The 26,105-nt window shown below is 42.3% G+C and carries 19 protein-coding genes and 1 pseudogene; 18 read left to right on the forward strand and 2 right to left on the reverse strand.

Annotated features, from left to right (window positions below; genetic code table 11):
• Positions 1-549: 549 nt before the first annotated feature.
• The 8 genes from I3254_RS12300 (at position 550) to I3254_RS12335 (ending at position 9,597) form a co-directional block, all read left to right on the forward strand.
• Positions 550-1,731 carry an outer membrane protein assembly factor BamD gene (locus I3254_RS12300; protein ID WP_057759574.1) on the forward strand — a complete coding sequence of 394 codons (1,182 nt, stop codon included), beginning with the start codon at positions 550-552 and terminating at the stop codon, positions 1,729-1,731.
• A gap of 139 nt (positions 1,732-1,870) precedes the next feature.
• A complete protein-coding gene (locus tag I3254_RS12305) occupies positions 1,871-4,093 on the forward strand; it encodes a CHC2 zinc finger domain-containing protein (protein WP_238053057.1) in 2,223 nt (740 codons plus the stop codon).
• 530 nt (positions 4,094-4,623) lie between these two features.
• On the forward strand, positions 4,624-6,546 hold the full coding sequence (gene rpoD / locus I3254_RS12310) for an RNA polymerase sigma factor RpoD (protein ID WP_101204784.1): 1,923 nt from the start codon (positions 4,624-4,626) through the stop codon (positions 6,544-6,546).
• A gap of 382 nt (positions 6,547-6,928) precedes the next feature.
• Positions 6,929-7,372 (forward strand): hypothetical protein, encoded by a 444-nt coding sequence (locus I3254_RS12315; RefSeq protein WP_238053058.1) that lies wholly within the window; start codon positions 6,929-6,931, stop codon positions 7,370-7,372.
• A 16-nt stretch (positions 7,373-7,388) separates the two neighbouring features.
• Positions 7,389-8,183, forward strand: a complete 795-nt coding sequence (locus I3254_RS12320) for a siderophore-interacting protein (RefSeq protein ID WP_238053059.1) — start codon at positions 7,389-7,391, stop codon at positions 8,181-8,183.
• 30 nt (positions 8,184-8,213) lie between these two features.
• Positions 8,214-8,591 carry a DUF2798 domain-containing protein gene (locus tag I3254_RS12325; RefSeq protein ID WP_238053060.1) on the forward strand — a complete coding sequence of 126 codons (378 nt, stop codon included), beginning with the start codon at positions 8,214-8,216 and terminating at the stop codon, positions 8,589-8,591.
• Positions 8,578-8,745, forward strand: coding sequence for a hypothetical protein (locus tag I3254_RS12330; RefSeq protein WP_238053061.1), 168 nt, complete (start codon positions 8,578-8,580; stop codon positions 8,743-8,745). Before I3254_RS12325 ends, I3254_RS12330 begins: the two co-directional genes overlap by 14 nt.
• 543 nt (positions 8,746-9,288) lie before the next feature.
• Positions 9,289-9,597: a metalloregulator ArsR/SmtB family transcription factor gene (locus I3254_RS12335; protein ID WP_101204781.1), complete on the forward strand. Its 309-nt coding sequence runs from the start codon at positions 9,289-9,291 to the stop codon at positions 9,595-9,597.
• A 271-nt stretch (positions 9,598-9,868) separates the two neighbouring features.
• Here the strand turns inward: I3254_RS12335 and I3254_RS12340 are convergent.
• Positions 9,869-11,368, reverse strand: a pseudogene (locus I3254_RS12340) (SulP family inorganic anion transporter).
• Positions 11,369-12,075: 707 nt separating this feature from the next.
• On the opposite strand from I3254_RS12340, the gene I3254_RS12345 reads away from it, so the two are divergent.
• From I3254_RS12345 to yfaE, 8 genes are all read left to right on the forward strand, one after another.
• A complete protein-coding gene (locus I3254_RS12345; RefSeq protein ID WP_238053062.1) occupies positions 12,076-13,035 on the forward strand; it encodes a bestrophin family ion channel in 960 nt (319 codons plus the stop codon).
• Positions 13,036-13,541: 506 nt separating this feature from the next.
• Positions 13,542-13,853, forward strand: coding sequence for a DUF493 domain-containing protein (locus I3254_RS12350; protein WP_346015398.1), 312 nt, complete (start codon positions 13,542-13,544; stop codon positions 13,851-13,853).
• Positions 13,854-14,352: 499 nt separating this feature from the next.
• Positions 14,353-16,629 carry a class 1a ribonucleoside-diphosphate reductase subunit alpha gene (gene nrdA / locus I3254_RS12355; protein WP_238053064.1) on the forward strand — a complete coding sequence of 759 codons (2,277 nt, stop codon included), beginning with the start codon at positions 14,353-14,355 and terminating at the stop codon, positions 16,627-16,629.
• A 110-nt stretch (positions 16,630-16,739) separates the two neighbouring features.
• Positions 16,740-17,732 (forward strand): nucleotidyltransferase, encoded by a 993-nt coding sequence (locus tag I3254_RS12360; RefSeq protein ID WP_201606789.1) that lies wholly within the window; start codon positions 16,740-16,742, stop codon positions 17,730-17,732.
• Positions 17,733-17,735: 3 nt separating this feature from the next.
• Positions 17,736-18,665, forward strand: coding sequence for an S-4TM family putative pore-forming effector (locus I3254_RS12365; RefSeq protein WP_201606787.1), 930 nt, complete (start codon positions 17,736-17,738; stop codon positions 18,663-18,665).
• A 353-nt stretch (positions 18,666-19,018) separates the two neighbouring features.
• Positions 19,019-19,390 carry a hypothetical protein gene (locus I3254_RS12370; RefSeq protein ID WP_238053065.1) on the forward strand — a complete coding sequence of 124 codons (372 nt, stop codon included), beginning with the start codon at positions 19,019-19,021 and terminating at the stop codon, positions 19,388-19,390.
• A 97-nt stretch (positions 19,391-19,487) separates the two neighbouring features.
• Complete coding sequence (nrdB, locus tag I3254_RS12375) at positions 19,488-20,621, forward strand: class Ia ribonucleoside-diphosphate reductase subunit beta (protein ID WP_201608429.1); 1,134 nt, start codon at positions 19,488-19,490, stop codon at positions 20,619-20,621.
• Between the two features lie 155 nt (positions 20,622-20,776).
• Positions 20,777-21,046, forward strand: a complete 270-nt coding sequence (gene yfaE / locus I3254_RS12380) for a class I ribonucleotide reductase maintenance protein YfaE (protein ID WP_101205363.1) — start codon at positions 20,777-20,779, stop codon at positions 21,044-21,046.
• Between the two features lie 185 nt (positions 21,047-21,231).
• Here the strand turns inward: yfaE and I3254_RS12385 are convergent, their stop codons facing one another.
• Positions 21,232-22,557, reverse strand: coding sequence for a trypsin-like peptidase domain-containing protein (locus I3254_RS12385; protein WP_238053066.1), 1,326 nt, complete (start codon positions 22,555-22,557; stop codon positions 21,232-21,234).
• A gap of 380 nt (positions 22,558-22,937) precedes the next feature.
• On the opposite strand from I3254_RS12385, the gene I3254_RS12390 reads away from it, so the two are divergent.
• Entirely contained in the window at positions 22,938-23,762 is an 825-nt protein-coding gene (locus I3254_RS12390; protein ID WP_238053067.1) for a Nif3-like dinuclear metal center hexameric protein, read from the forward strand.
• Between the two features lie 1,108 nt (positions 23,763-24,870).
• On the forward strand, positions 24,871-26,079 hold the full coding sequence (locus tag I3254_RS12395; RefSeq protein WP_160020845.1) for a transglycosylase SLT domain-containing protein: 1,209 nt from the start codon (positions 24,871-24,873) through the stop codon (positions 26,077-26,079).
• The last annotated feature ends 26 nt before the right edge of the window (positions 26,080-26,105 follow it).

Genomic DNA, 26,105 nt, shown 5'->3' on the forward strand with positions numbered 1-26,105 from the left:
CATAAGCCCTATAGAAGCTGCATGCTATCTGTTAATTTTTGAGCATACCTTTGGGCTGTAAGATGCCTCGCTTAACTCTCTAGAACATGACATTGCTGTAATTTACTGTATATTTACTCATGCTAGCGACATTCGATATCGCTCGTGACAGCCGCTCATGTTAAACTGCCTATACAATATAGATGGCGAAAAAATAGACGTAGCAAATGTTATTCTATAAAGTATAGCCATGTTTTGCTGTATGCTATGGCACTGTATGCGAATGCCGTACTTAGATACAGTTTGAAAATAGCATTGAGTTTTGTTGATCATGTTTGCCATTTAAACCGTTTGATTATGGTTGAATGCATGTGGTCTATGACTGGCTTACTATAAAAGCGCTATGTATCAGACCCAATCTATCAGTACAATACGTCATAAAAAAAACTGCATTCGATAAAAAATTTTTGCTGGTGGATCGCTGACTATTTAGCATCGTTTTTTATCACTAACCTTTTATATAGCATGATAGCGCCGCTGCTATTATGCGTCTTGTGTCGGAGAAGAAGTATGCAAGCTGTTGGCAATACGTTTATCAAACTGTCCTCAATAACCCTACTGGCGCTTAGCGTCAACCTAGTGGGTTGCCAGACTTTCAAAAATCTAACTGGCGCCAAAGATGGCGAGGCAGTAGAAACAGCTGAAAAATCAGAGCAAGGGTATTATAACGAGGCCGTCAATCAGATTGACAAAGGTCACTATATCCAAGGTATCGAAGAGCTGACCAATCTGCGCACATTCTACCCAACCGGACAGTACGCTGAGCAAGCCTTGCTGGACATGATGTATGCACAATACGAAGGCGACAAGTATGAAATGGCAGCAGCAAGTGCTGAGCAGTTTATCCGTCTCTACCCATCTAACCCACAAGTCAGCTACGCCTACTATGTGCGCGGCGTTGCCAATATGGAAGGTTCATCTGAGAGCCTAAAGCTCTTTAAGCTGAACCAAGCTGAGCGTGATACTGCGTATTTGCGTATTGCCTTTGCCAACTTCCAAGAGCTTATCAATAAATATCCAAACAGCCCGTATGCACCAGATGCCGCTCAGCGTATGACGTTCATTTACAATCAGTTTGCTGAGAGCGAAATGAGCGCAGCCAACTGGTATATCGAGCGTGAAGCTTATGTAGCAGCGGTCAACCGTGCCAAATGGGTATTCCAGTATTACCCGCTAAGTGAATCAACCCCAGATGCTCTTGCGGTACTAGCCTATAGCCATGAAAAACTGGGTCTAACCGATTTGGCCAATGAATACAAAACGCTGTTGCAGATCAACTACCCAGAAATGCTAACCAGTAATGGTAGTGTGAAATTGAGTACCAAACGTGACCGTACTTGGCTCAACAAGATCACCTTTGGCAAGCTTGGTCGTTCGAACACGACTGACAAATCAGTCGCGTCTGGCGAGTATAACGGCGCCACCAAGACACAAATGATTCGTAATGCAGCCCAGTTGAGACTAGCAGGGACTAACACGACGCCTGCCAATACTCCAGTCGCCAATAATGCTGCTGCGCGTAATGGTATTAGCGTAGGCTTAGGTCTGCCTGAAGCATCAGCTGAGCGCGTGACCAGCCAATCAAGTACTGGCTCGACTGCACGAGAAGCCAACGTCGATCCCCTAAATACCAATCCAACACGTCGCACTACGTTAAATGACGACAGTGTGAGTGATATGGATAATAATTGATTACGTTAAGTCTTTTAGCCTAACTAACACAGTCTGTATTCATTGATAATAAGGCCAACATTATGTTGGCCTTATTTTTCTAGCAGTATCTTATTACCTCTGCCCCAACATAATCGACCTATGGTAAACTGTTTTTTGTATGAGCATTCCTAACCATATTCTTGAACAATTAAATAGCCAAGCTGACCTGATCAGTATCATTGGCAAACACACCACGCTTAAACGCGCTGGTAGTGAATATAAAGGCTGCTGCCCTTTTCACGGTGAAAAATCGCCTTCCTTTTATGTTAATCCACAAAAAAACATCTATCACTGCTTTGGCTGTAGCGTCGGTGGCAATGCCATCAGTTTTTTGCGTGATTATGAAAATTTGACATTTATTGAAGCTGTTAATGAACTATCAAAGCAAACAGGCATTGAAGTACCGAAAGAAGAACAGCAAAACGTTAGTTATCAACGTCGCGCACCCAAACCTATTGCACCGCCGCCTGTGCACAATGTGCCTAGCCCAACTGTAGAACATAGCAAAGCAAAGCAAGATGGTACAAATCAAGCCAACAACCATCAAAATAATCGTCAAGAGATTTATCAAGACAGTCATCAAAACAATGTCGCCCAAAGCGACCAAAATTACATCGATCAGCCCAGTTATGATGACAATCAGGGCTATGAGAATTTCCCACCGTTAGACGCTTATGATTCAGCGCCCTATTCGATAGACTCGTATTCCTCAGAGCCGTATTCACCAAACCATTCAGATGACAGTGGCTATCCGCCAGCATGGCTGACAGATACCGATACTAGCGCTGGTATGCATGATGCTCATAACATTGAGCAAAGCGATGATAAAGATGGCAACCTGTATGAGCTGCTAGAGCAAATCCAGCAGTTCTATCAGCACAATCTGACCACGCATCCCCATGCCAAACACTACTTTTTATCGCGCGGTATTACAGAAGATATCTTTGAGACCTTTGGTCTTGGCTATGCGCCATTTGGTTGGCAGCATCTTGAGCATCAATTTCCGCAGGATATTGATGGTCTAAAAGCCTTAGGATTGGTACGTCAATCAGAGTCTGGCCGCGACTACGATCTATTGCGCGACCGAGTCATCTTCCCAATTCGTGATAATCAAGGCCGCACCATTGGCTTTGGTGGTCGGGCGCTCGATGACGAAGTAAAACCTAAATATATTAACTCCTCAGACTCGCCCGTCTTTCATAAGCAGCATGTACTATACGGCTATTATGAATCACGTCAGCAGCGCGCAGACAGTTGGTTGGTCGTCGAGGGCTATATGGATGTTATAGCCCTTTATCAAGCAGGTATCTATGGGGCAATCGCCTCGATGGGTACAGCGATTAATGAAAGCCAAATATCACGTCTACTGACACTCAATCCAACGCTTACTTTGAGCTTTGATGGAGATAGCGCAGGCCAAAAAGCGGCTTGGCGTACACTTGAAGTTGCGCTGCCTGTATTGGCCGATGATAAAGAGTTGCGGTTTTTAACCCTGCCTAACAATCATGATCCTGATACTTTTATTAAGAGTCAGGGCAGCGATGCCATGCGTGAGCAAATCGCTAATGCCATGCCGCTATCACAGTATATTTTTGCATACTTGAGTGAGCGTTATGACATGAGTCTGGCTGAAGGCAAAGCCAAGCTTATGTCTCAAGTACGCTCGCTGACGACTGCGTTACCCAAAGGCAGTAGCTTTCGCTATTTGCTCAACAATGACGTTTATCAAAAGCTTGGCGGCAGGCGCAGTCAGAATGTCGAGGCCAAAGATGCGCTGCTAGATTTTGATGGTGATATGACCATCAGTCAGCAATTGCAGCTGTGCTTTTTGTTTCAGCCGCGCGCGTTAATCGATGACCCTATTGAGTCGATTTGGCAACAGTCAGGGATTAATGGCTTACACCTACCTGCTCATATCAAACAAAAAGCATCGCCTGATACGCTGCGTCCTCTTGCGTGGGAAGACTTGCAAGATGCTGCTCTGCTAGATATCGTAAGTACTATCAAGCGCTGTCTTAATTACCTACCAAAAGATGTCAATGCAGCGGCGCATTTTATCTTATCAAACGTAAAGCCTGCGACCCAAGACATGCTTAGCCGTAATTGGGGCGGCTTCTATAAAGCGCTAACCGCACGTAATATTCTGGGGCTTGATGGCCTAATCGAAGAGCTAGTCAGCCAGCTGCTTGAGCGCAATATGAAGAAAAAAATACAAGAGCTGATACAGAACCCTGATCATATTAAGCTTGCGATCGTCCGTAAACAAACCCAATTATTGAATGATTGGCTACGCGCACAGCAGGCAGAGCAATCGGCACAGATGGTCACTGTGCAGTCTTAATGTTTAATTTCAAATGTTGACCCTTTAAAAGTCTAGCAGCTGCCCCCACTACTAATGATTATGCCCAGTAGCATGAGTCGCTCCTAAATCATTTAGCTGATGGCAAATAATCAGTAAAAAATGGTCGGTAGCTATCACTAGCTCGTGCTTGACGACTGTGGTCTGTGTTAAACTGTGTCGCTGTATATTGACAGCACTGCTTGGTGAATGATTGTGAGCATGCATCGTTAAGCACAAATTTTAGGTATTATTTTTACGTATCAGCTTTTAGATACTATTTTTGAGTATTAAATTTTAAGTACTATATTTTTTTGGGTACTGTATTGAAGTCTTTTTAGCTTTTCTAATTTTTAGCTGTTTATCAGCATTGTTATTGTAGTGTTTTGAGCCTTTATTCATATCAACTCATTTTTGATATTATTGACAACCTCTACGCCATATTTTGATCAATCGATTGATAAGATCAACGCAAAGAGCGAGCGATAGCGTGTCACAATATAAAAATGTCCGATGCAAGTAAGCGAGTATTTATGAACGATAAGTCAGTTTCTAAGTCCACATCTCAACTGGCCACCTTAATCCAAATGGGCAAAGAGCAAGGGTATCTTACCTACGCTGAGGTGAATGACCAGCTGCCCGACTCTATTACCGAAAGCGATCAGATCGAAGACATTGTGCAAATGCTGACCGATGTCGGTATCAAAATCTTTGAATCAGCTCCTGATGCCGATGACATCTTGATGAACGATGATTCAAGTGATGATGATATGGCAGCAGATGAGGCAGCGGCAGTACTCGCCTCTGTTGAAACTGAGCCTGGTCGTACCACTGATCCTGTACGTATGTATATGCGTGAAATGGGTACGGTTGACCTACTAACTCGCGAAGGCGAAATTGCCATTGCTAAGCGTATCGAAGAAGGTATTCGTGATGTACAGCATGCCATGTCTTACTGGCCTGGTACCGTACAGTTTGTCCTTGACGAGTATCAAAAAGTCCAAGACGGCGAAAAAAAGCTATCTGACGTCATCACTGGTTTCTTAGACCCTGAGACCGAAGAAGACAAAATCGCAGCTCAAGAAGCAAAGGAAGCGGCGAAAGAAGAGCGTGAGCGCATCAAAGAAGAAAAAGAAAACCCACCGGTTATCAAAGCTAAGGTCAATGCGAAAGCAGCCGCGCTTGATAATGACGACGAAGATGAAGATGACGTTGAAGACGAAGCTGAAGAAGAAACCAGCGGTCTTGATCCAGAAGAAGTTCGTTTACGCCTAGAAGAGATCGAGCATCTATTTATCAAAGCTAAGCAAGCATTGCTTGATTATGGCCGTGGTAGTGTACAGGCTGATACAGCATATGCCCTACTTGCTGAACGCTTTATGATGTTAAAGCTAAACAATCGCTTGTCAGACCAAGTCATGGCTATCATGCATGACGTCTATGACGACGTGCGTAAGCAAGAGCGTCAGATCATGCGTTTGGTGATTCGCCGTGGTCGTATGCCGCGTGAAGAGTTCCGTAAGACCTTCCCTAGCAATGAAACCAATGTTGATTGGTTGATTGAACGTATCAAAGGTAAGCCTGCATTTGCTGGTACGCTAGAAAAAGTCACTGATGACGTTATTTTATTACAACGTCGTATCCGTGATTATGAGCAGCAGCTCGATATGAAAATCCACGATATGAAAGATGTGGCACGTCGCATGGCTGTTGGTGAAGCAAAAGCTCGCCGCGCGAAAAAAGAAATGGTTGAAGCTAACCTACGTCTGGTTATCTCTATCGCCAAAAAATATACCAATCGTGGTCTACAGTTCTTGGATCTTATCCAAGAAGGTAACATCGGTCTGATGAAAGCCGTTGATAAGTTTGAATATCGCCGTGGTTATAAGTTCTCGACCTATGCCACATGGTGGATTCGTCAGGCGATTACCCGCTCTATTGCTGACCAAGCGCGCACCATTCGTATTCCTGTGCATATGATTGAGACCATCAACAAAATCAACCGTGTCTCACGTCAATTGCTACAAGAAATGGGGCGCGAGCCAACACCTGAGGAATTAGGCGAACGCTTAGAGATGGACGAAGTTAAAGTCCGTAAAGTACTGAAAATTGCCAAAGAACCTATCTCTATGGAAACTCCGATCGGTGATGATGAAGATTCGCACCTAGGTGATTTTATCGAAGATGGTACGATTTCAAGCCCTGTTGATGATGCGACTGCTGCTGGTCTGCAAGAAGCAACTCGTGATGTACTCGGCAACCTGACTGAGCGTGAAGCGCGTGTCCTAAAAATGCGTTTCGGTATCGATATGCCAACCGATCATACTCTAGAAGAAGTCGGTAAACAGTTCGATGTAACGCGTGAGCGTATTCGTCAGATTGAGGCGAAAGCATTGCGTAAATTGCGTCATCCATCACGTTCTGAACACTTGCGCTCTTTCCTTGAAAATGACTAAATTTTCAGAAAAATATTGAGCCTAGCTAATAGGATTTTGATAATCGTTAAAAATAAAAAAGCTGAGTATATCTCAGCTTTTTTTATGCCTGCTTTTTAATCCTCGAAATTATTAATTACAGCGTTTGTTAATTACAATTTTTTTTAATTGCAAAGCTATTTAATTATAAAGCTTCTTAATTGCAAAGCCTCCTAGTCATAAATCCCTTTAATCCGAGAGCTCCTCGTTCAATATATCCCTATTTTCTTTACCTTCTACTACCTTCTTTCATTAAAAATTATCTAATTATAGACACAGACTCTCCTTTAAAAATCACTTTATAGTTGACACTATCAACCTTATTCTATATAGTTGCTTCTATCAACTATATCAAAGAGTTTTTATGTCTAACAATTCATTGAGCGAAACACTACATCAATTGATGCATACCTATACCAACCTGCTGCTAGAAGGCATTCGTCAGCAAGGTGTCGAGTTGTCCGTGACCAATATCAGAACCTTAAAAGGTGCTTGTTATAACCCCAATAGCACTGCGCTATCTATCTCTAAACATATGCAGCGAGACAAAGCGCAAATCACTCGTGCCTTAAATGACCTTTTGGCGGCTGAGCTAATCTTGAAGACAGATAACCCGCTTGATGGTCGAAGCCAATTACTACAGCTGACCTCTAAAGGCGAAGAACTTATGACAAAGCTTGATGCAGCAGAAGAATGGACAAGGCAGCAATTAACGAAAGATTTAAGCCTCGTAGAGCTTGCGTTATTTTTCCGTGTCAGTCGCACCATGATAGACAACGTTGGCAGCAGCAAGACTACCGATAAATAAGTAAGGACAGATCCGTATGAATAACACAATAAATCAAAAACCAGTACGCGAAATCATGACCGTGGCTCACAAGCAAATGATTACTCCGCACTACATCCGTATATACCTCACAGGCCAAGCAGATACTATTGCCAATATCGCGACCATGACAGTTGGCGCAAATAACAAAGTACTTATCCCTGTCGATAAAGCTCAGCCAATTGACCTAAATGACAATACTACTTTTGTAGTTCGCACTTATACTCATCGCGGCGCTGATGTAGCAAAACAACAGATCTGGATTGATTTTGTCGCTCATGGTGACGAGGCGCCTGCTTCAGGTTGGGCCACTCATGCTGAGGTTGGCGACGAGATCGGTATCTTAATGAAGCCTAAAACCAAAGCGCTTTGTCCTGATGCAGATTATTTTCTACTGATTGGCGATGCCACAGCGATACCAGTGCTCGGCTCAATATTAGAAAGCTTGCCTGCCAGTGCGACTGGTCAATGCATCATTGGAGTGCACGGTACAGAAGATGAGCAAGAATTGCCGACAGCGGCCAATATCACCATGACATGGTTACATAACCCAGATCCAACACAAGGCAGTCAATTAATCGACACAGTAAAATCTCTCACATTACCAACTGTAGAACAGAGCCGTTTTGCTTATATCGCTAGCGAATTCTCATCTGTCAAAGCCCTACGTCATTACCTAAAGGTCGAGCAACAGTGGTCTAAAGATGAACTATATGCCTTTTCTTACTGGAAAGCAGGTGTTGCAGAAGACCAGTCTGTAAGCGATCGACAAGCAGAAAAAAACACCGACTAAGTAATTGCTCTTTATGATAGGAAAATGACTATGGCTCCAAATACTATGCCGTCAAATACCGAGACCCTGCTCATTGATGGCTCTAAAAGTGGTGGCGCTAAGAATGATGGCACTAAAAAAACACCATTGCTCTACAAAGTGTTATTAATACTTGCCTTAATGACTGTCATAGGTGGTCTCTTAACAGGTGTGATGACCTATATGAATGTCGGATATTCCGATACATTTTTTATAGACTGGTCTAGAGCGCTACTAGCGGCGTATGCGATCATGCCGATTGGCTTTTTACTGATGGGTCTGGTCACAAAATTTATTAATCACAAGCTACCTAATTACCAAAGCGTACAAACGCAATCTCATCACAGGTGTAGTGATGGCTTGCATAATGGAGTCTATGCTGGCCTTTAGTACTGCCTCAAAGACGATCGGTTTTGCTAATCAGACAGCATTTTTGAACGGTTGGTTAGAAGGATTTCTAGTTGCATTACCAGTAGGATTGACATTAATGGTCATTGTTTCTATGACTATTAAACCAAAAATTGAGGCATTTCTAAAAAGCTAAGATATCACAACTATGCTTATTAGGTTTTTCGGTACTCTACCGCGATGCTAACCAAATTAATAAAAAAGCTTAATAAAATTTAAGAACATAAAGCATCAAGGACGTGTTGAATATTCAACACGCCCTTGTCATGTCAGAAACTTTCTAATACTATTTTACTGCTGGTTTGGCAAAGAACTAACGTGTATTTAATAAGTCAGTCGTAACAACTTTTAGTGTTAAGTTCGATTTGAAACAGTCTTTTTTTACCCGTCATATATTGTTACTATTCGACAATATTCCGATGACTAGACAGTACAACTGTCATAATTAAGCTAGTTTTGGCTGTATACTCTACTGTTATAGAAACGTATAGTCAGAATATAAACGCTAATTATAAGCAGTATCCTACTAGTAGCCGTTTATTTGTATATGGTTGGCACATTGGCGGTAAATAAACACTACTCCGCTTTAGTGTTTATACTTATAATGAGTAAACTAAAAACCTAATGTTCCACTCTGACAGTTGTTGATTATTAACTAGGTATCGATATCACACATTTTATGAATACAGAAAACATAATATCTGCACTTAACAACCCCATGCGTCGTCAAATCATAAAGTGGTTGAAGGACAGGTCGAACTTTCCAGCGTCATTACCAGAGCATGCTAATCTGGATGGTGTATGCGTCAGTTACATCCAAGAAAAAGCTGGATTGTCGCAATCAACCATTTCAAATTATATGGGTGTGTTAAAAAAAGCAGGATTGGTTACGTCCGAACGCCATGGACAATGGACGTTTTATCAGCGTCATGAAGCTAACATCGAAGCATTTCTCAATGAAGTTGAAAAAGAGCTGTTGAAGCTTTAAAAATTTCTCATAATCTTTAGAGCTATTTTTCTTTGTTAAAAAACATCTAGATATTTCAATATAACGATTAACTATCTTCATACCGCATCATCCAAACCAGTACTTCTTCCCTTCTAGCTATTCCTTCTCTTCTGCCATCCTATTAGCTTGTAAAAACTTTATCCATAAAAGAATATAGTCTTCTAATCAGGTTTTAATCTGCATAAAAAAAGCCGAGATATACTCAGCCTTTTTGTATTTATCAATATGACACTATTGATACATAGCTAATTTAATGCGCGCCTAAGCTTTGCTCAGCATCTGGCTTATCATGCACACCGAAATTGTCTATCATCGCTTGGCTCGCCTCGTTCAAACCGATGAGCTCTACCTCAGTGCCTTCACGGCGAAATTTAATAATCACTTTATCTATGGCGGCGACTGTTGTCACGTCCCAAAAATGCGCGCGCGACACGTCAATGACCACGTTAGAGACAGATTCTTTAATATCAAAGGAGTCAATCATACGCTCTGCTGATGAGAAAAATACTTGTCCGTCCACTCGATAATAACGCGTTTGCGCTGCTTCATTCATGTGACTATGCACACTCATATAGCGCTCAATCTTATTGGCAAAGAACAATGCTGACAGCAGCACGCCAATCAATACGCCATAGGCCAAGTTATGCGTTGCGACCACCACAGCAACGGTCGTAATCATGACCACATTACTTTGCAGCGGCTTGGTTTTTAGCTCTTTAAAGGAACCCCAGTTAAAAGTACCGATAGACACCATAATCATCACAGCGACCAATGCGGCCATTGGAATAATCTTTAACCAATCACTTAAAAACACCACCATCAATAATAAAAACACGCCTGCCACTAAAGTAGAAAGACGTGTATAGCCGCCTGATTTGACGTTGATGATCGACTGCCCAATCATCGCACAGCCTGCCATCCCGCCAAAAAAGCTACTAACCACATTGGCAATACCTTGACCTTTGCACTCTTGCGTACGGTCACCTTTGGTATCAGTCAAATCATCTACGATAGTCATGGTCATCATAGACTCAAGTAAGCCAACTATCGCCAAACTGATAGAATACGGAAAAATAACGATTCACGTATCTAAGTTCAACGGGATATCAGGTATCAAAAACATCGGCAGAGTGTCAGGCAACTGACCCATATCATTGATGGTTCGCGCCTCTGTACCTAATAAGATAGCTATAGCCGTAACCAGCACAATACTGACCAATGGCGATGGAATCACTTTACCGATCTTTGGAATATATGGATAGCCATAGATAATGACTAGACCTAGCGCCACAAGACCGTATACGTGTACTAGGTTTGAACCTGCCTGCGGCATCAGCTCAGGAACCTGTGACATAAAAATCAAAATAGCCAAGGCATTGATAAAGCCCAGTACCACAGATTGCGACACATATTTCATCAGATTCCCCAGCTTTAAGAAGCCAAAGATAATCTGTATAACACCTGTCAGCACACTGGCTGCTAACAAGTACTGCAATCCATAATCCTTGACCAGCGTCACCATTAGTAACGCCATCGCACCCGTCGCCGCCGAAATCATCGCTGGACGACCGCCGACAAACGCAATCACTACTGCGATACAAAATGAGGCATAAAGCCCTACTTGGGGATCGACACCAGCAATGATAGAAAACGCAATCGCTTCAGGAATAAGCGCCAAAGCGACGACCATGCCAGCCAAGACATCGCCTCTCACATTGGATAGCCAATGCTCTTTAATTGTATTTAACATATTTAACTCAGTTTTGGAGAACTGCTTTAGTCTGTCAATAAACGAAGTATCTAATCACTATTTAGAAAACATCTATTTGGAAAGCATCTATTTGGAAAGCATCTATTTGGAAAGTATCTATTTGGAAAGTATCTAAAAAGTAGTTAAAAATCAGCTCACATGAAAAGTTTGACGCATCTCGATCTAGGTACATCTTTATCTAGATACTTTGCCCATTGCCTATCAAATGACAAATATAAAAATGTGAACGTTCATAGTTAGCGAGTGATCGTCATAACGTACTTTTAGTGGGGTAATCTTTACGATCCATTAGATATATCGAATAGTGATACAAACGTTAAAGCAGTGCATGCGCACAAGAAAAAGCGTCAGACGCTTTATGAGAGTAATTGCTATAGGAAGCAATCATTACTGAGGAGGGGTACAGCTAGGGTGGCGTATTCATCTTTGTGGTGACAGCTTTTATAGAGTTAAGAAGTGATATTTGGCGTCATTTTAACATACATAAAGTAGATTAATAAAAACATCGCCCTTTTCGCCGAGGATTTAACTTTTTAGCTATCTCAATTACCGAGCTTAAGTAACCACCCTACTCTTTTGATTAAATAAATTTATAATCTTTTAGGCTTTACAGAACTCATTTCTATATTAGAATCACACGAGACATTGAATAGTGTCTCCATATACCTCATCGCTAGGAAACTGACATGATTGTCCGGCAAACACCCAATGCCCTTAAGATATTTTTCACTCTGCGTGGATCAATCATTCCAAAAATTTATCCGCAAATTTTGCTGATTACTATTCTTAGTACGCTCATCACGATTATTCAGCACTGGATGCCTGACTCGTTTCCTTATTATGGTATGGCAACGTTTACCTTGCTCGGGATTGCCTTATCGTTGTTTCTTGGGTTTCGAAACAATGCCAGTTATCAGCGTTGGTGGGAAGCGCGCGGACTGTGGGGTCAGCTGGTATATGACTCTCGTAGCTTAACGCGCCAAGTGCTGTCTTTTATAGATGATGACGATGCGAATGCCATAGATGATGGCGAGGATGACAATGCGACTGCACACGATACTCAGCGAACGATGGTATATCTGACCATTTCTTTTGCCCATGCGGTGCGTCATCGATTGCGTGGTACGCCACCTTGGGCGGATATCGAGCCTCTTGTTGCAGCGATACATCATGACCGTATGCGCCAAGCGAAAAACGTACCTGATTATATAATGCGCCTAATGGGTAAGCAGCTTGGCGATATTCGGCGTCAAGGACTGGTATCGGAGCAAGTCATACAAAACATGGACGAGCGCCTGACCTCTATGACAATTGTACTGGCAGCGTGCGAGCGCATTCATAACACTCCACTGCCCTTTGCTTATATGCTACTGGTACATCGCACCACCTATCTATACTGCATTATGTTGCCCTTTGGTCTAGTAGCTTCACTTGGTTGGGCGACCCCGTTGATTTGTGCGGTGATTGCTTATACCTTTTTTGGTTTGGACGCGCTTAGTGAAGAGTTAGAAGAGCCTTTTGGCTTGGCCGCTAATCAGTTACCTTTGACTGCCTTATCACGCACCATCGAGATTAATCTAAGAGAAGCATTGGGAGAGACGGATATTCCGCCTGATATCACTCCTATCAATGGTTATTTGCAATAGCTTCTATTAACAGTTTTAATAAAAGCCACTTAGCTTACTTCAAGATGGAACGGACTAAATACAGACTTTACTTGAATAATCGTCCATAGACCACTATAAACAGTGCATATATTCTCTGCCTAATATAGCCATTCCATTATAAAAGTATGACAGCGTTAACCTCGCTTGAAGTATCACACATACATCTACACTCGGTTGCCTTGTACTACTTTTAAATTGAATCGACTATAGCTTGACCGATTTAAATGCCACTTACGACCATACTGAGCCTGTCTCAGTTTCTGGCGTTATGCTTTTGGCATCATTTAAGCAGATGTCTAACTAACTAAATGTCTATAGCAGCGATTTTCGAATGACTTAATGTTACTTACTACTAATAACTGATTAACTTTTTCCTATTTACCTATATAAGCGAGGCTCATATCATGAGTGATGATTCAAAAGACAACAACGACAACAGCGCAAATAACTCAACCAGCAATCAGCCATCAGTTAAAGTCACTGACCTGACGCCAAATAAAGGCGCATTGGTAGGCAAAAAGACCGATATTCAAAACCCAGAGCTTTGGGAGTTCCCGATGAACTACCCACTCAGCATCATTGGTCATGAAGGTGAGCACGAGAGCCTGCTTAATGAAATCAAGCTGATCTTGGGTAGCCAATTCCCTGATTTTGATTTGGCCTCTATTGAAGTGAAACCTTCTAGAACGGGTCGCTTTCATTCAGCACGGGTCAATCTGTACCTAACGGCTGCTGAGCAAGTGAATGCGCTTTATGCCTCGCTCGATAACGCCAAGACGGTCCGCATGGTTTTGTAAATCGTTCAGACAGGTTTAGAGCCTTTTGGTCCAAGTCGTCACTCGCTAGTAATAACATATGGGTGGCGATTTTTTGTGGTTTGATGTACAATCTGCGCCCGCATTATTGCCGCCATGATGATGGTTATCAGGCGACAATCACTGAGAAAATAAAAAGCAAACGGCCGCACTATTTTTACAAAAAATTTATGATCGACCGCATTTGCGTCTAACCCTTATCCCATCGTCCTTTGCCAAAATTTGGACTGCCTACAACCTTGTAGCAACATAGTTTTATCCTAAAATCAATATAGTATTTTCAAAATTTTCCCGCTATATTGTGCCTACCGATTAACAAACACGCTATATGTAGTACTCAGTGATCTTTGCTATCACTATGGGTAGTGGCTGCTTGTTGCCAAAAAACTACTGCTACCATCGACTACAATCGCGTCATAAAGAATGTCTGCCGCTCCTTTGGCGCGCAGCATCACAATAAGCAATCAAAATAGAGGCCAGCATGACACATATTGACAAAATCCAAGTAACCAAACGTGATGGACGTTTAGAGCCTATTGATTTAGACAAAATTCACAAGGTAATAGCGTGGGCAGCTCATGGCTTGGACAACGTGTCTGTGTCTCAAGTTGAGCTAAAGTCGCACATTCAGTTTTATGAAGGTATCAAGACTCGTGATATTCACGAAACCATCATCAAATCTGCCGCCGACTTAATCTCTGAAACCACGCCTGACTATCAGTATCTGGCTGCGCGTTTGGCTATCTTCCATCTACGTAAGATTGCTTATAACAAATTTACCCCGCCGCACCTATATGACCATGTCAAAACTTTGACTGATGCTGGTAAATACGATCAACATATCCTAGCTGACTATAGCCGTGCTGAATTTGACGAGCTAGAAGAGTATCTAGATCACTGGCGCGATATGAATCTTGCTTATGCTGCTGTTGAGCAAATGGCTGGTAAATATCTGGTACAGGATCGCGTGAGCAAGACTGTCTATGAAAGCCCGCAGTTCTTATATATGCTGGTCGGTATGTGTCTGTTTAGCCAATACGACAAGTCAGATCGTCTTGATTTCGTCAAACGCTTCTATGATGCGACCTCAGAATTCAAAATCTCACTACCGACGCCAATTATGTCAGGTGTACGTACGCCATCGCGCCAGTTTAGCTCGTGCGTACTGATCGAATGTGGTGATAGCCTAGACTCTATCAACGCAACCACTAGCGCCATCGTACGCTATGTGTCACAGCGTGCTGGTATCGGCATCAACGCAGGTCGCATTCGTGCCCTTGGTAGCCCTATCCGTGGCGGTGAAGCACAGCATACTGGTTGTATCCCGTTCTACAAATTGTTCCAAACGGCAGTTAAATGCTGCTCACAAGGTGGCGTCCGTGGCGGTGCTGCGACTCTATTTTATCCGCTATGGCATTTAGAAGTTGAGTCATTACTGGTACTCAAAAACAACCGCGGCGTCGAAGACAACCGTGTCCGTCATATGGATTACGGCGTACAGTTAAACAAAACGATGTACACTCGCCTAATCAAAGGCCAAGACATCTCACTATTCTCACCAGGTGACACGCCAGGCTTGTATGATGCGTTCTTTGAAGATCAAGACAAGTTCGAAGAGTTATACACCAAGTACGAAAACGATCCTAACATCCGTAGCCGTCAAATCCCAGCTGCTGATTTGTTCAGCCTAATGATGCAAGAGCGCGCCAGTACCGGTCGTATCTACATCCAAAACGTCGATCATTGCAACACCCATAGCCCATTTGACGCGACGGTTGCCCCGATTCGCCAGTCAAACCTATGCATGGAAATCGCGCTACCGACCAAACCACTCGATAACATCAATGACGAAGAAGGCGAAATCGCTCTTTGTACGCTATCAGCGGTCAACTTGGGTAAAGTCGAAAACGTCAGCGATATCGAAGAGCCAGCCGAGCTAATCGTGCGTGCACTTGATGCCCTGCTCGACTATCAAGACTATCCAGTAAAAGCGGCTCAAAACGGCAGTATGCGTCGCCGTACGCTTGGTGTGGGCGTGATTAACTATGCGTATTACTTAGCCAAGAATGGCGCACGCTACTCTGACGATAGCGCGCTTGGTCTAACCCATCAGACGTTTGAAGCGTTGCAGTTCTATCTCTTGAAAGCGTCAAACAAATTAGCAAAAGAGCAAGGCGCGTGCCCTGCATTCAATGAAACTACATATTCACAAGGTATCTTACCGATTGATACGTACAAAGCGGACTTGGATAAAATCTGTCAAGAGCCGCTACATCTCGATTGGGAAACGCTACGTGGCGAGATCACCGAGCACGGTCTACGCAACTCTACCCTAACCGCCTTGATGCCGTCTGAGACCTCTAGTCAGATCGCCAACGCGACCAACGGTATCGAGCCACCACGTGGTCTGGTCTCTATCAAAGCGTCAAAAGACGGTATCCTAAAGCAGGTCGTGCCTGAGATTGATAAGCTAAAAGATCAGTACGAGCTCCTATGGCAAATGCCAAACAATGACGGTTACCTAAAGTTGGTCGCTATCATGCAGAAGTTCGTCGATCAAAGTATCTCTGCCAACACCAACTACGATCCAGTTCGTTATGCTGGGGGCCGTGTACCGATGAAGATATTGCTAAAAGACTTGCTAAACGCTTATAAAATGGGTGTGAAGACGTTGTACTACCATAACACTCGTGATGGTGCGAACGATGCCCAAGCGGATATGGAAGATGATTGTGCTGGCGGTGCTTGTAAGATCTAGGTTTGCAAAAGAAGCTCTTTAAATAGAATTTCTGATGGATAGCGAGGTTGGCTTATCTAGTTAAGCTCGCTGTTTATTGCGATAAACTTTAATCTATCAAGGATGAAATAATGCCTAAAACAGTAAACTCAGCTTTTGATCAGTTTATGAAAGGTAGTGTGAATTTAGATAACCAAAGAACTACTATAGCTAGAAATAGTAGAGACTTTCTAGTTAAAAAAATCGATAGTTTTTCAGATTTTTTACCTTTGTATAGTGATAGAAATATTGGCTATGGATCTTTTGCTAGAAGGACCAAAATAAGAGATTTAGATGATATAGATCTAATTTTTACATTGAGTGCTAATGGCTGTACTTGGTCAGAAGATACAGATGGAACAGTATATATTCATACTCCTGAAAACTCAGAAGACTATAGAAATTTCTGTCATGACAGTTCCTCATTACTTAACTCAAGAATGATTATAAATAAATTTATTTCATCATTAAAAACCATCCCTCATTACTCTACAGCAAAAATTCATCGAAATATGCATTCTGCTACGTTTTTGCTCAATAGTTATGAATGGAACTTTGATATTGTGCCAGCATTTTTTACTAATGAAGATGTACATGGTAGAACCTTTTATATCATACCAAACGGTCACGGTCACTGGATGAAAACAGATCCTAGGATTGATCAAAAAAGAATTACTGCTATCAACCAAAGACAAAAAGGTAGGGTTCTTAATATAGTTAGGCTTGCAAAATATTGGCAAAAAAGATCTACAATGCCTCGTATGCCTTCATACCTACTAGAAAGTTTAGTGCTCAATTTTTGTGAGAACAATGCTCTGTCTGAATACATTGATATAGCATTTATAAATTTACTCGAATTCTTAAGTATTAAAATTTATGATAGCTTTGACGACCCTAAAGGAATAGATGGGGACATTAATACACTTAGTGTAGAGGATAGAAAAAAAATATCTATCAAAGCTCAATCTGATTTAATCACAGCTCGAAAAGCCTATAATTTGGAAATAATTCATCAAGACCAAGAAAGGTCTATTAAAGAGTGGCAAAATATATTTGGCAGTGATTTTCCAAATTACACGGAATGAAAAATGACTAACATAGCAGAGCGCCAAAATAATTCAGATAACATTCAGATATTACAAGCGCAAAGGCAAATGTATTCTAATGTTAAAAGATGGATGGTTGCCAACTTAGTAGTCGGTGTCATTATTCCACTAACTATTAGTATCTTAGTCTTTGTTTTTAGTAATAATACGTTATCTTCAGCTTTAGGCTTTGAAAGTAAGGATATAAGTTATATATCTGCTCCTATTGGCATGATGGCTGCTATTTCCGTTATAGTTATTAGCCAGTTCATAAAGAAAATGAAAGAAACATCTGCCAAAATACAAGAAACTTTTGATACAAGTGTATTTAAAATAGCTTGGGATAAAATAAATGTTGGCGAAAAACCTGACTTTGGCATAATTTTAAAAAACAGCAATGCTTTTGAAAAAAAACATCCGAATTATACAGGTTTCAAAGATTGGTATACGATTAAGGCTGCGACATTCAAGTACCCTCAAGCAATTGCCTTTTGTCAGCAACAAAATCTTAACTGGGATAGTGAGTTGAGACAACAGGTTATAACAGCAGCCACCATTATTCTTATTATTACTGTAGTCTTTATATTGACTCTAGGTATTTTAAATGATTTTACATTGAGATCTTTTTTTACGAATATATTGTCCCTCTTATTACCAATTTTCTTATTTTTTTACAAGCTAATTGCAGAGCAGAATGATACTGTCAAAGAAATGGCTCGCTTAAAAGATATCAATAGAGAGTTAATAGATTCTATTTTATCGAATGATTTAACTTCAGATGATTTTACTGCTCGATGTCGTCAATTACAAACAGCGATATATCAGCACAGGAAATCTGCACGACCTATTCCTAATTGGCTGCATAAAAAAAATAGAAACGAGCAAGAAGATGAATCTGCTAAGCGTATGCAGAAGTATCTTGATGGTTATTAATAATAGCGTGGGTGACAGTCGTAGACTTAGTTCTAGGGTGCGCCTAGCGCATCGATGATATAAAAACTGTATTTAAAGGTGCACGAGGCGCACCCTACAGAACATGTATAAATAGTAGAGTCTTTATAGAAGTATAAGCCCCGCCCTAACAAGGCTCCTTAGCCCCGACTATAGCGGTATCCTGCTGACGACGATGGCGATGCAGTCTGTGGCTGAACGCAGTATCGAGACAACAGGAATGCGGTCAGACACAATAGACTGCACGCCAGCGACTAAGCAGATACAAGCGGTAGGCGGGATTGGCTACTGTTATAATGAAAACATACAGATAGAACTAAAACGACGGAGGTCATGTGCAATATACCGCAATCATCAAAGACGGTGGTTTGTTTATCCCAAATGTATTTTCAGACCTAAACGATGGTGGCTCGCATATCGTACAAGTCGAGGTTGATATTGCAGAGGTGCGTCAGCAGTTAAGTGTGGATGAAGCACCAAAGACAACTGTCGCCAAAAAAAGCGTAGCAAAGGCAGCCAAAAAACCCGTATCGAGAGCAGCTAAAAAAGACGTAAAAACAGCAGCAGAAGAGTCTGATGTGAGTACCCTACGCAAAAGCGCGCTTGATGAGTTAGAAGCGCTCGATGATAGTGAACTGAGCGAAATATTCAAAGCCTATATGAACGATGGGCAAGAGTCGTCACAGATATCGCTAGAGAACCTCTAAGCTAAAACGCTATAATCCAAAAACGTGTTATCGCATCAGATCAAAACCAGTCAAACCCCTATAAATTAATAACCGTATCAATTATAAAGGCAGTCCCATGACTTACTCGATTTTTTCTCAAACGCCAAACAATGCGCTAAAAGAGCCGATGTTCTTTGGTCAGCCCGTCAACGTGGCACGCTATGACCAACAAAAGCACCCTATCTTTGAGCAATTGATTGAAAAGCAGCTATCGTTCTTTTGGCGTCCAGAAGAAGTCGATGTATCAAAAGACCGTATCGACTTTAGTAATCTGTCCTCGCATGAGCAGCATATATTTTTGAGCAACCTCAAGTACCAGACCCTACTCGACTCTATCCAAGGTCGTAGTCCAAACGTGGTGCTACTGCCGCTAGTGTCTATCCCTGAGCTTGAGACGTGGATTGAGACATGGTCGTTCTCTGAGACCATTCACTCACGCAGCTATACGCATATCATTCGTAATATCGTCAATGACCCAAATATTATCTTTGATGACATTATGCAAAACGAGCACATCTTGGGCCGTGCCTCTGATATCGCCCAATACTATGATGAGCTGTATCGCAACTCACAGCTATATAGCTTGTACGGTCCAGGTACGCACAACATCAATGGCGAGCAAGTGACGGTTGATTTAAGATCACTGAAAAAGCAGATGTATCTATGCATCATGGCAGTCAATGTCCTAGAAGCCATTCGTTTCTATGTGTCGTTTGCTTGCTCGTTTGCCTTTGCTGAGCGCAAATTGATGGAAGGTAATGCCAAAATCATTAAGCTAATCGCTCGTGATGAAGCGCTGCATTTGACTGGTACGCAGCACATGCTGAACCTGATGCGTAATGGTCGTGACGATCCTGAGATGGTCGAGATTGCCGCAGAGTGCTATGAAGAAAGCATTGAAATCTTCCGCAAGGCTGCTGAGCAAGAAAAAGAATGGGCAGGCTATCTGTTTAAAGACGGCTCGATGATTGGTCTGAACAAAGATATCCTTTGCCAATATATCGAATACATCACTAACTTGCGTATGGAAACTGTCGGCTTGCCAGCGGCGTTCCCGAACTCAAAATCAAACCCAATCCCGTGGATCAACACGTGGTTGTCGTCTGACAATGTGCAAGTAGCACCGCAAGAGACTGAGATTAGCTCATACTTGGTCGGTCAGATTGACTCTGATTTGTCAGACAGTGATTTTGATGACTTTGAATTATAAGAGCTGAGTTGTAAGAGCTTTGAGCTAGAAAGACTTTATATGATAAAGGCTTAAGCGGTAGAAATTTGAAGTTATAAAATTTCTATCGCGGTAATCGTCTTATGGGTTAATAGTAGGGATAGCAGTAGCACAGACATATCCCAATAGGATTCACGATGACTTGGGTAATGACCAGTAAAAAGCAGTTCTATCTGCATGATGACGAGAGTCTGCTAGATGGACTGCTACGCACCGGACACGAGGTAAACTATCAATGCCGCGAAGGCTACTGTGGTAGTTGCCGAGTCAAACGTATTGCCAGCTCGCATACGGTCGATTATCCGTTTGACCCACTGGCAATGATTGAAGAAGATGAAATCCTGCCCTGCTGTTGCCGTGTGCAAGGTGTTATTTATATCAATCATGACCCTATTGAGAAGTTATAGCAGGGTTATAAGCAAGAAGGATTATAAGTAAGTAAAATTAGCCTTTAAAATTTAGAAAAATCAATTCCAACAAAAAGCGCGCTCCTTTATATAAGGAGCGCGCTTTTTGTTGTTATCAGCTAAATAAAAATGCTGACTCATATATACATTATGAGTCAGCACCTAGTGATAAGAACCACCACGACTTACTGCGACGCGGCATCTTGTTCAAACAGTTTCATCAGCTCTTCACGCATACGATCACGCTCTGCCTTTGACATCATTGGCGTTTCTTCATCGCCTTGGATGGTTGGCTGCTCCATTCCGCCCATGCTCTCATTTTGTAGTACGACAGGACGCTCAAGTGGCTCTTGTGCTGGACGCTCTTCTAGCGTGATTTTTACTTGAGTATTTTTACCTTGACGTAGTATTTGCGCATCCAGTTCAGTGTTTGGTGGCTTACGAGCAACATACTGAATCAAGGTATTGGCATCTGTCATCTCGACATCATCGATGGTTAGGACAATATCACCGACACGTAGACCACTTTTTGCCGCTGGACTGTTGTCAATGACGTTTAGTACTTCTACGCCTGTTGACGTCTCTAGCTGCGTTGGGTCACGTAGCTGTGACTGAATCTCGATACCTAACCAACCACGACTAACACGGCCATCTTTAATCAAGGCATTCATCACTTGCTCAACCAATGCCGTTGGAATCGCAAAGCCAATACCCATCGAGCCACCAGAGCGCGAGAATATCACGGTGTTGATACCGACTAGCTCGCCATGAGCATCGACCAGTGCGCCGCCTGAGTTACCCGGATTAATCGCCGCATCAGTCTGGATAAAGTCTTCAAACTTATTAACGCCCAGTCCAGTACGACCAGTCGCTGAGATAATCCCCTGCGTCACTGTCTGACCCACACCAAATGGATTACCAATTGCTAGCGCCAAATCCCCCACACGAATTGGATCTTCGCGGAAGCCAAGTGGTGTCAGCCCTGTCATATCGACCTTGATCACGGCCAAGTCGCTATCAGGATCTGTACCGATGATTCTGGCACGGCTCTTACGACCATCATTGAACGCGACTGTGATCTCATCGGCCTTTTCGATTACGTGGGCATTGGTCACGATATAGCCATCTTCTGATACGATCACACCAGAGCCTAAATTGGTATTGCCCTGCTCTTGTGATGGGCCACCATGATACTCAAAAAACCGGCGCAGTACGGGATCATCCATATAAGGATGCTCGGTCATCGTTTGCGTCGTATAGATATTGACTACAGACTGCGACGCACGCGCCACTGCATTATGATAAGAAGAGATAGGCGCTGGCGTGTCCGACACTGGCTCTGCTGCTTGCTGCTCCGCAGGCGGGGTTCTCGGCGGCTCCCATGTGGCCTCTGACGTCGACTTCATACTCGTGAACAACCAGATAAACGCTGCCAACACTAGCAGCAATAAGACCCAAGGTAACCATTTTAATAAAGACGCCTTGTTATTGGTGTTCCGGGATGACGACATATAAAACCTCTATAAATTTATTGCAAACAGACAGTAAAAAACGATGTGAGATAACGGCGACCGCTTAGCTAATCTTTACCCATTCATAGAATGGTTAAATGCTATACAGCTAGGCAGACTCACGTGTATAAATTATAACCGCAATACCAGTAAATAGTAACGTATCGTGTACCATTTCAGTTATCCAGCTTGTCTGCTTGCTTACAACGGCATGTTAAAATAACTTTTACGATCCTCAACACTTAAGCATCTTGAAAATTGAACATAAAGTCAAAAGAGCAAAACCAAACACTCTCAAACATGATAGATAATACATAATTTTTGCTTAGTTAATCTATAGCACCTTACGACATACATTTTATTGATGACAGGAAAACATAATGACTGCAAATCATACGACAGCTGAATCCAATACTCAAAGCATTAGCGCTCAGGCATTGACACAGTTCTGTGACGACTACTTATCTACCAGCGCGTTTAAAGACTATGCGCCAAATGGTCTACAAATCGATGGTGGACGCCCGATTCAACGTATCGTCACTGGTGTCACGGCTTGTGAAGCCTTGATAGATGCTGCCATCGCTGACAATGCCGATGCGATTATGGTACATCATGGATACTTCTGGAAAGGCGAACCTGCTACGCTCACTGGGATGAAAGGTCGACGCGTGCGCAAGCTGATGCAACACGGTATTTCTATGATTGGCTATCATCTACCGCTTGATGCACACCCAATCTCTGGCAACAACGCAAAACTTGCTGACATGCTCGGCATGACGATTACTGGTGCGCTCTATCCTACCGAATCCCATCCTGTGGGCAATATCGCTACTTGCACACCGCAAACTGCTGACGATCTCATTTCAACCATTACTCAAGCTTTAGGTCGCGCGCCATTACATATCTCAGCTGAATATCATGCAGACTCTTCTACTCAGACAAATGGCAGGCTGATCAAACGTGTAGGTATATGTACGGGCGGTGCGCAGGATATGATTGAGCAGGCTGCTACTATGGGCTGTGATGCGTTTATCTCTGGTGAGATATCTGAGCGTACCACGCATAGCGCGCGTGAGCTTGGGATTGACTATTTTGCTTGTGGTCATCATGCAACGGAGCGTGGCGGTATTCAAGCGTTAGGAGAGATAGTCGCTCAAAAATTTGGTCTGCCGGTTACTTTTATTGATATCGAAAATCCAGCATAAACTAGCCATTTAAAAATCAGTTTAAACGGTGGTCATTTATAGAGAAAAATTTGTAGAGAAAAGCTTGTAGAGAAAAACTTCTAGAGAAAACGATAGTTCAAAAGCCAAACTAGACTTGCTAACAGCTTCAGTCAAACCATAAGCACAAAGTCTAGTTTGACTGCTATTTGAACTTTGTTATTCTATTTTTGATTATCGTGTACCAAATATCTGGAAAATTAACCGTTTATATCTTAATTGTTAAGTTTTATCGCTTTTTTCTTAACTCTACTTGAATAATGCAATTAGTAACCGCATATTACTACCCGTAAGAAAGAACGTTTTGTCATGAAACTTCCCATTATTACAGCTTCCGGTTATGGCACTAAAATAATGCTGGTAGTTTTTTAAGACTTTATCATGCTATATCAGCGATAAGATTTTAAACCGCTACCTATTGAAATACTATGTTTGCACTATATATGTTAGCGGCATGGTATTTTTTTATTTTTGGTGTCGCGATGACGGTATGACATAGTCAGTTTGATAGACAGCTATAAACTATCAATTCTGGTTATTTTGCTTACCCTCATTGCTGGACAAACAACTTTAGTAGCCAGCTATCCTATTACTAGTAACTTAATATTAGTGATTCAAAGTATAGCCAGCCATCAAAGTTAGCATAGTTAAAACAGTTGAATGTATTTGCCTCATTGGCAAAACCTTACATCAATGTTTCAAGCTATGTCTTTGTCTCAATAACTTAATCATGACCTTACCTATGTTTGATATATAGTTGTTTGGCCACTAGCCATATTTAGTTATCGATGAAGGAATCATCTGATTTATATCCTTCGCGTCGTTGTGCGTTCAGTATTTTAAACCAGTACTTATAAACACTGTTTAGAACGCTTTTATGACATATCGATAGCTGGCTGACGACAAACTATCCCACTAACTCTTAGAGAGAGTACGCTAGTGGCGCTATAGTCAAACAAGATAGAGCGGCATTTATCCTATTAAAAATGCCACTCTATTTAAGATACGATATCGATATATGTCAATATTATGCACATATATTTATACGTGTTTTTGCGGTAAGAAGGATGGCTAAAATCAGGAGACATCCATGCAGCGTATTACTTATCGTGTAAAAGTATCTGCGCAAGGGGCCAAACGCCGTATTTCTTATTTACTGCGTCCATCTAAACGCCTACTGAACACCAAAAGTAACATCGTTTCATCCGTTACCCCTATTGCGTCTAATCATTTTGCCAGAACCAAGAAGCTGGCACAAATCTCTAGCATCGCTCTACTCTCGTTGCCTGCTGAGAGTTTGACGACCATGAACACATCGGTACCAGCCTATGACAATGTCATGCTGGAAAATACCTTGACCATTGCTGCGGTGCCAGGCGATAGCACTTACTTTGCTACCGATGGCTTCCAACATGGTTTTGGTTTTGATCTGGTGCGCACTTATGCCGACGAGCTCGGTGTCGATATCAATCTAAAAGCCTACGCCAGTGAAGAAGCGGCGCTAAAAGCACTAAGAACCGGCAACGCTGACATGGCGTTGACTACGGCTAGCACTAAGCTAAAAAGCCAGCTGAATCTATCGTCTATCAATGTTAGCTGTGGTTATGATTCTAGTCTGACTAAAAATGGTCTACATCCTAAGGTAAGTTGGACGTTTAGCTCATCCAATGACCCACTATCAAGAAAGGCCAGTTACTTTTTGTGCGATAGCATCAAGCTACAAAACACACAAAAACTTGCCGCGTTCTACAATCAAAACTTATTAAAAGATGCCTATAGTCAGGATCATTTCCAGAGAACGTTGACGGAAAAGTTACCAGACTATCAGTCTTCGTTTGAAGAGCAAGCACGCAATTATAATCACGACTGGGAACTGCTGGTCGCGATGGGTTATCAAGAGTCACATCTTGATGCCAACGCTGTCTCGCCGACTGGCGTACGCGGGTTAATGATGCTGACCAACAACACTGCAAAAGCGATGGGCGTCTCAGACCGCGTTGATCCTTACCAAAGTATTGGTGGCGGTGCACGCTATCTAGAGCAAGTGAAAGCAGACTTCTCTGATGTGCCAAAAACTGACCGTATTTGGTTTGCCCTTGCAGGTTATAACATGGGTCCCAATGCGGTAAAAAGAATCCAACGCGAACTACGAGCTCAAGGTATCGATGATAAGAGTTGGGCGAACGTCTATGCTTATTTAGCAGATAATAGAGCGTCGAATAGCCGCTATGGTCAAGCCATGCATTATGTCAGTAATATCCGAAGCTATCTTGAGACTATTAAAACTCAGACGGTCTAATTTTTAGCTATTACTAGGCGGTTTGT

It is taken from the genome of Psychrobacter sp. Ps2, from assembly GCF_022129405.1.
GTDB lineage: Bacteria > Pseudomonadota > Gammaproteobacteria > Pseudomonadales > Moraxellaceae > Psychrobacter.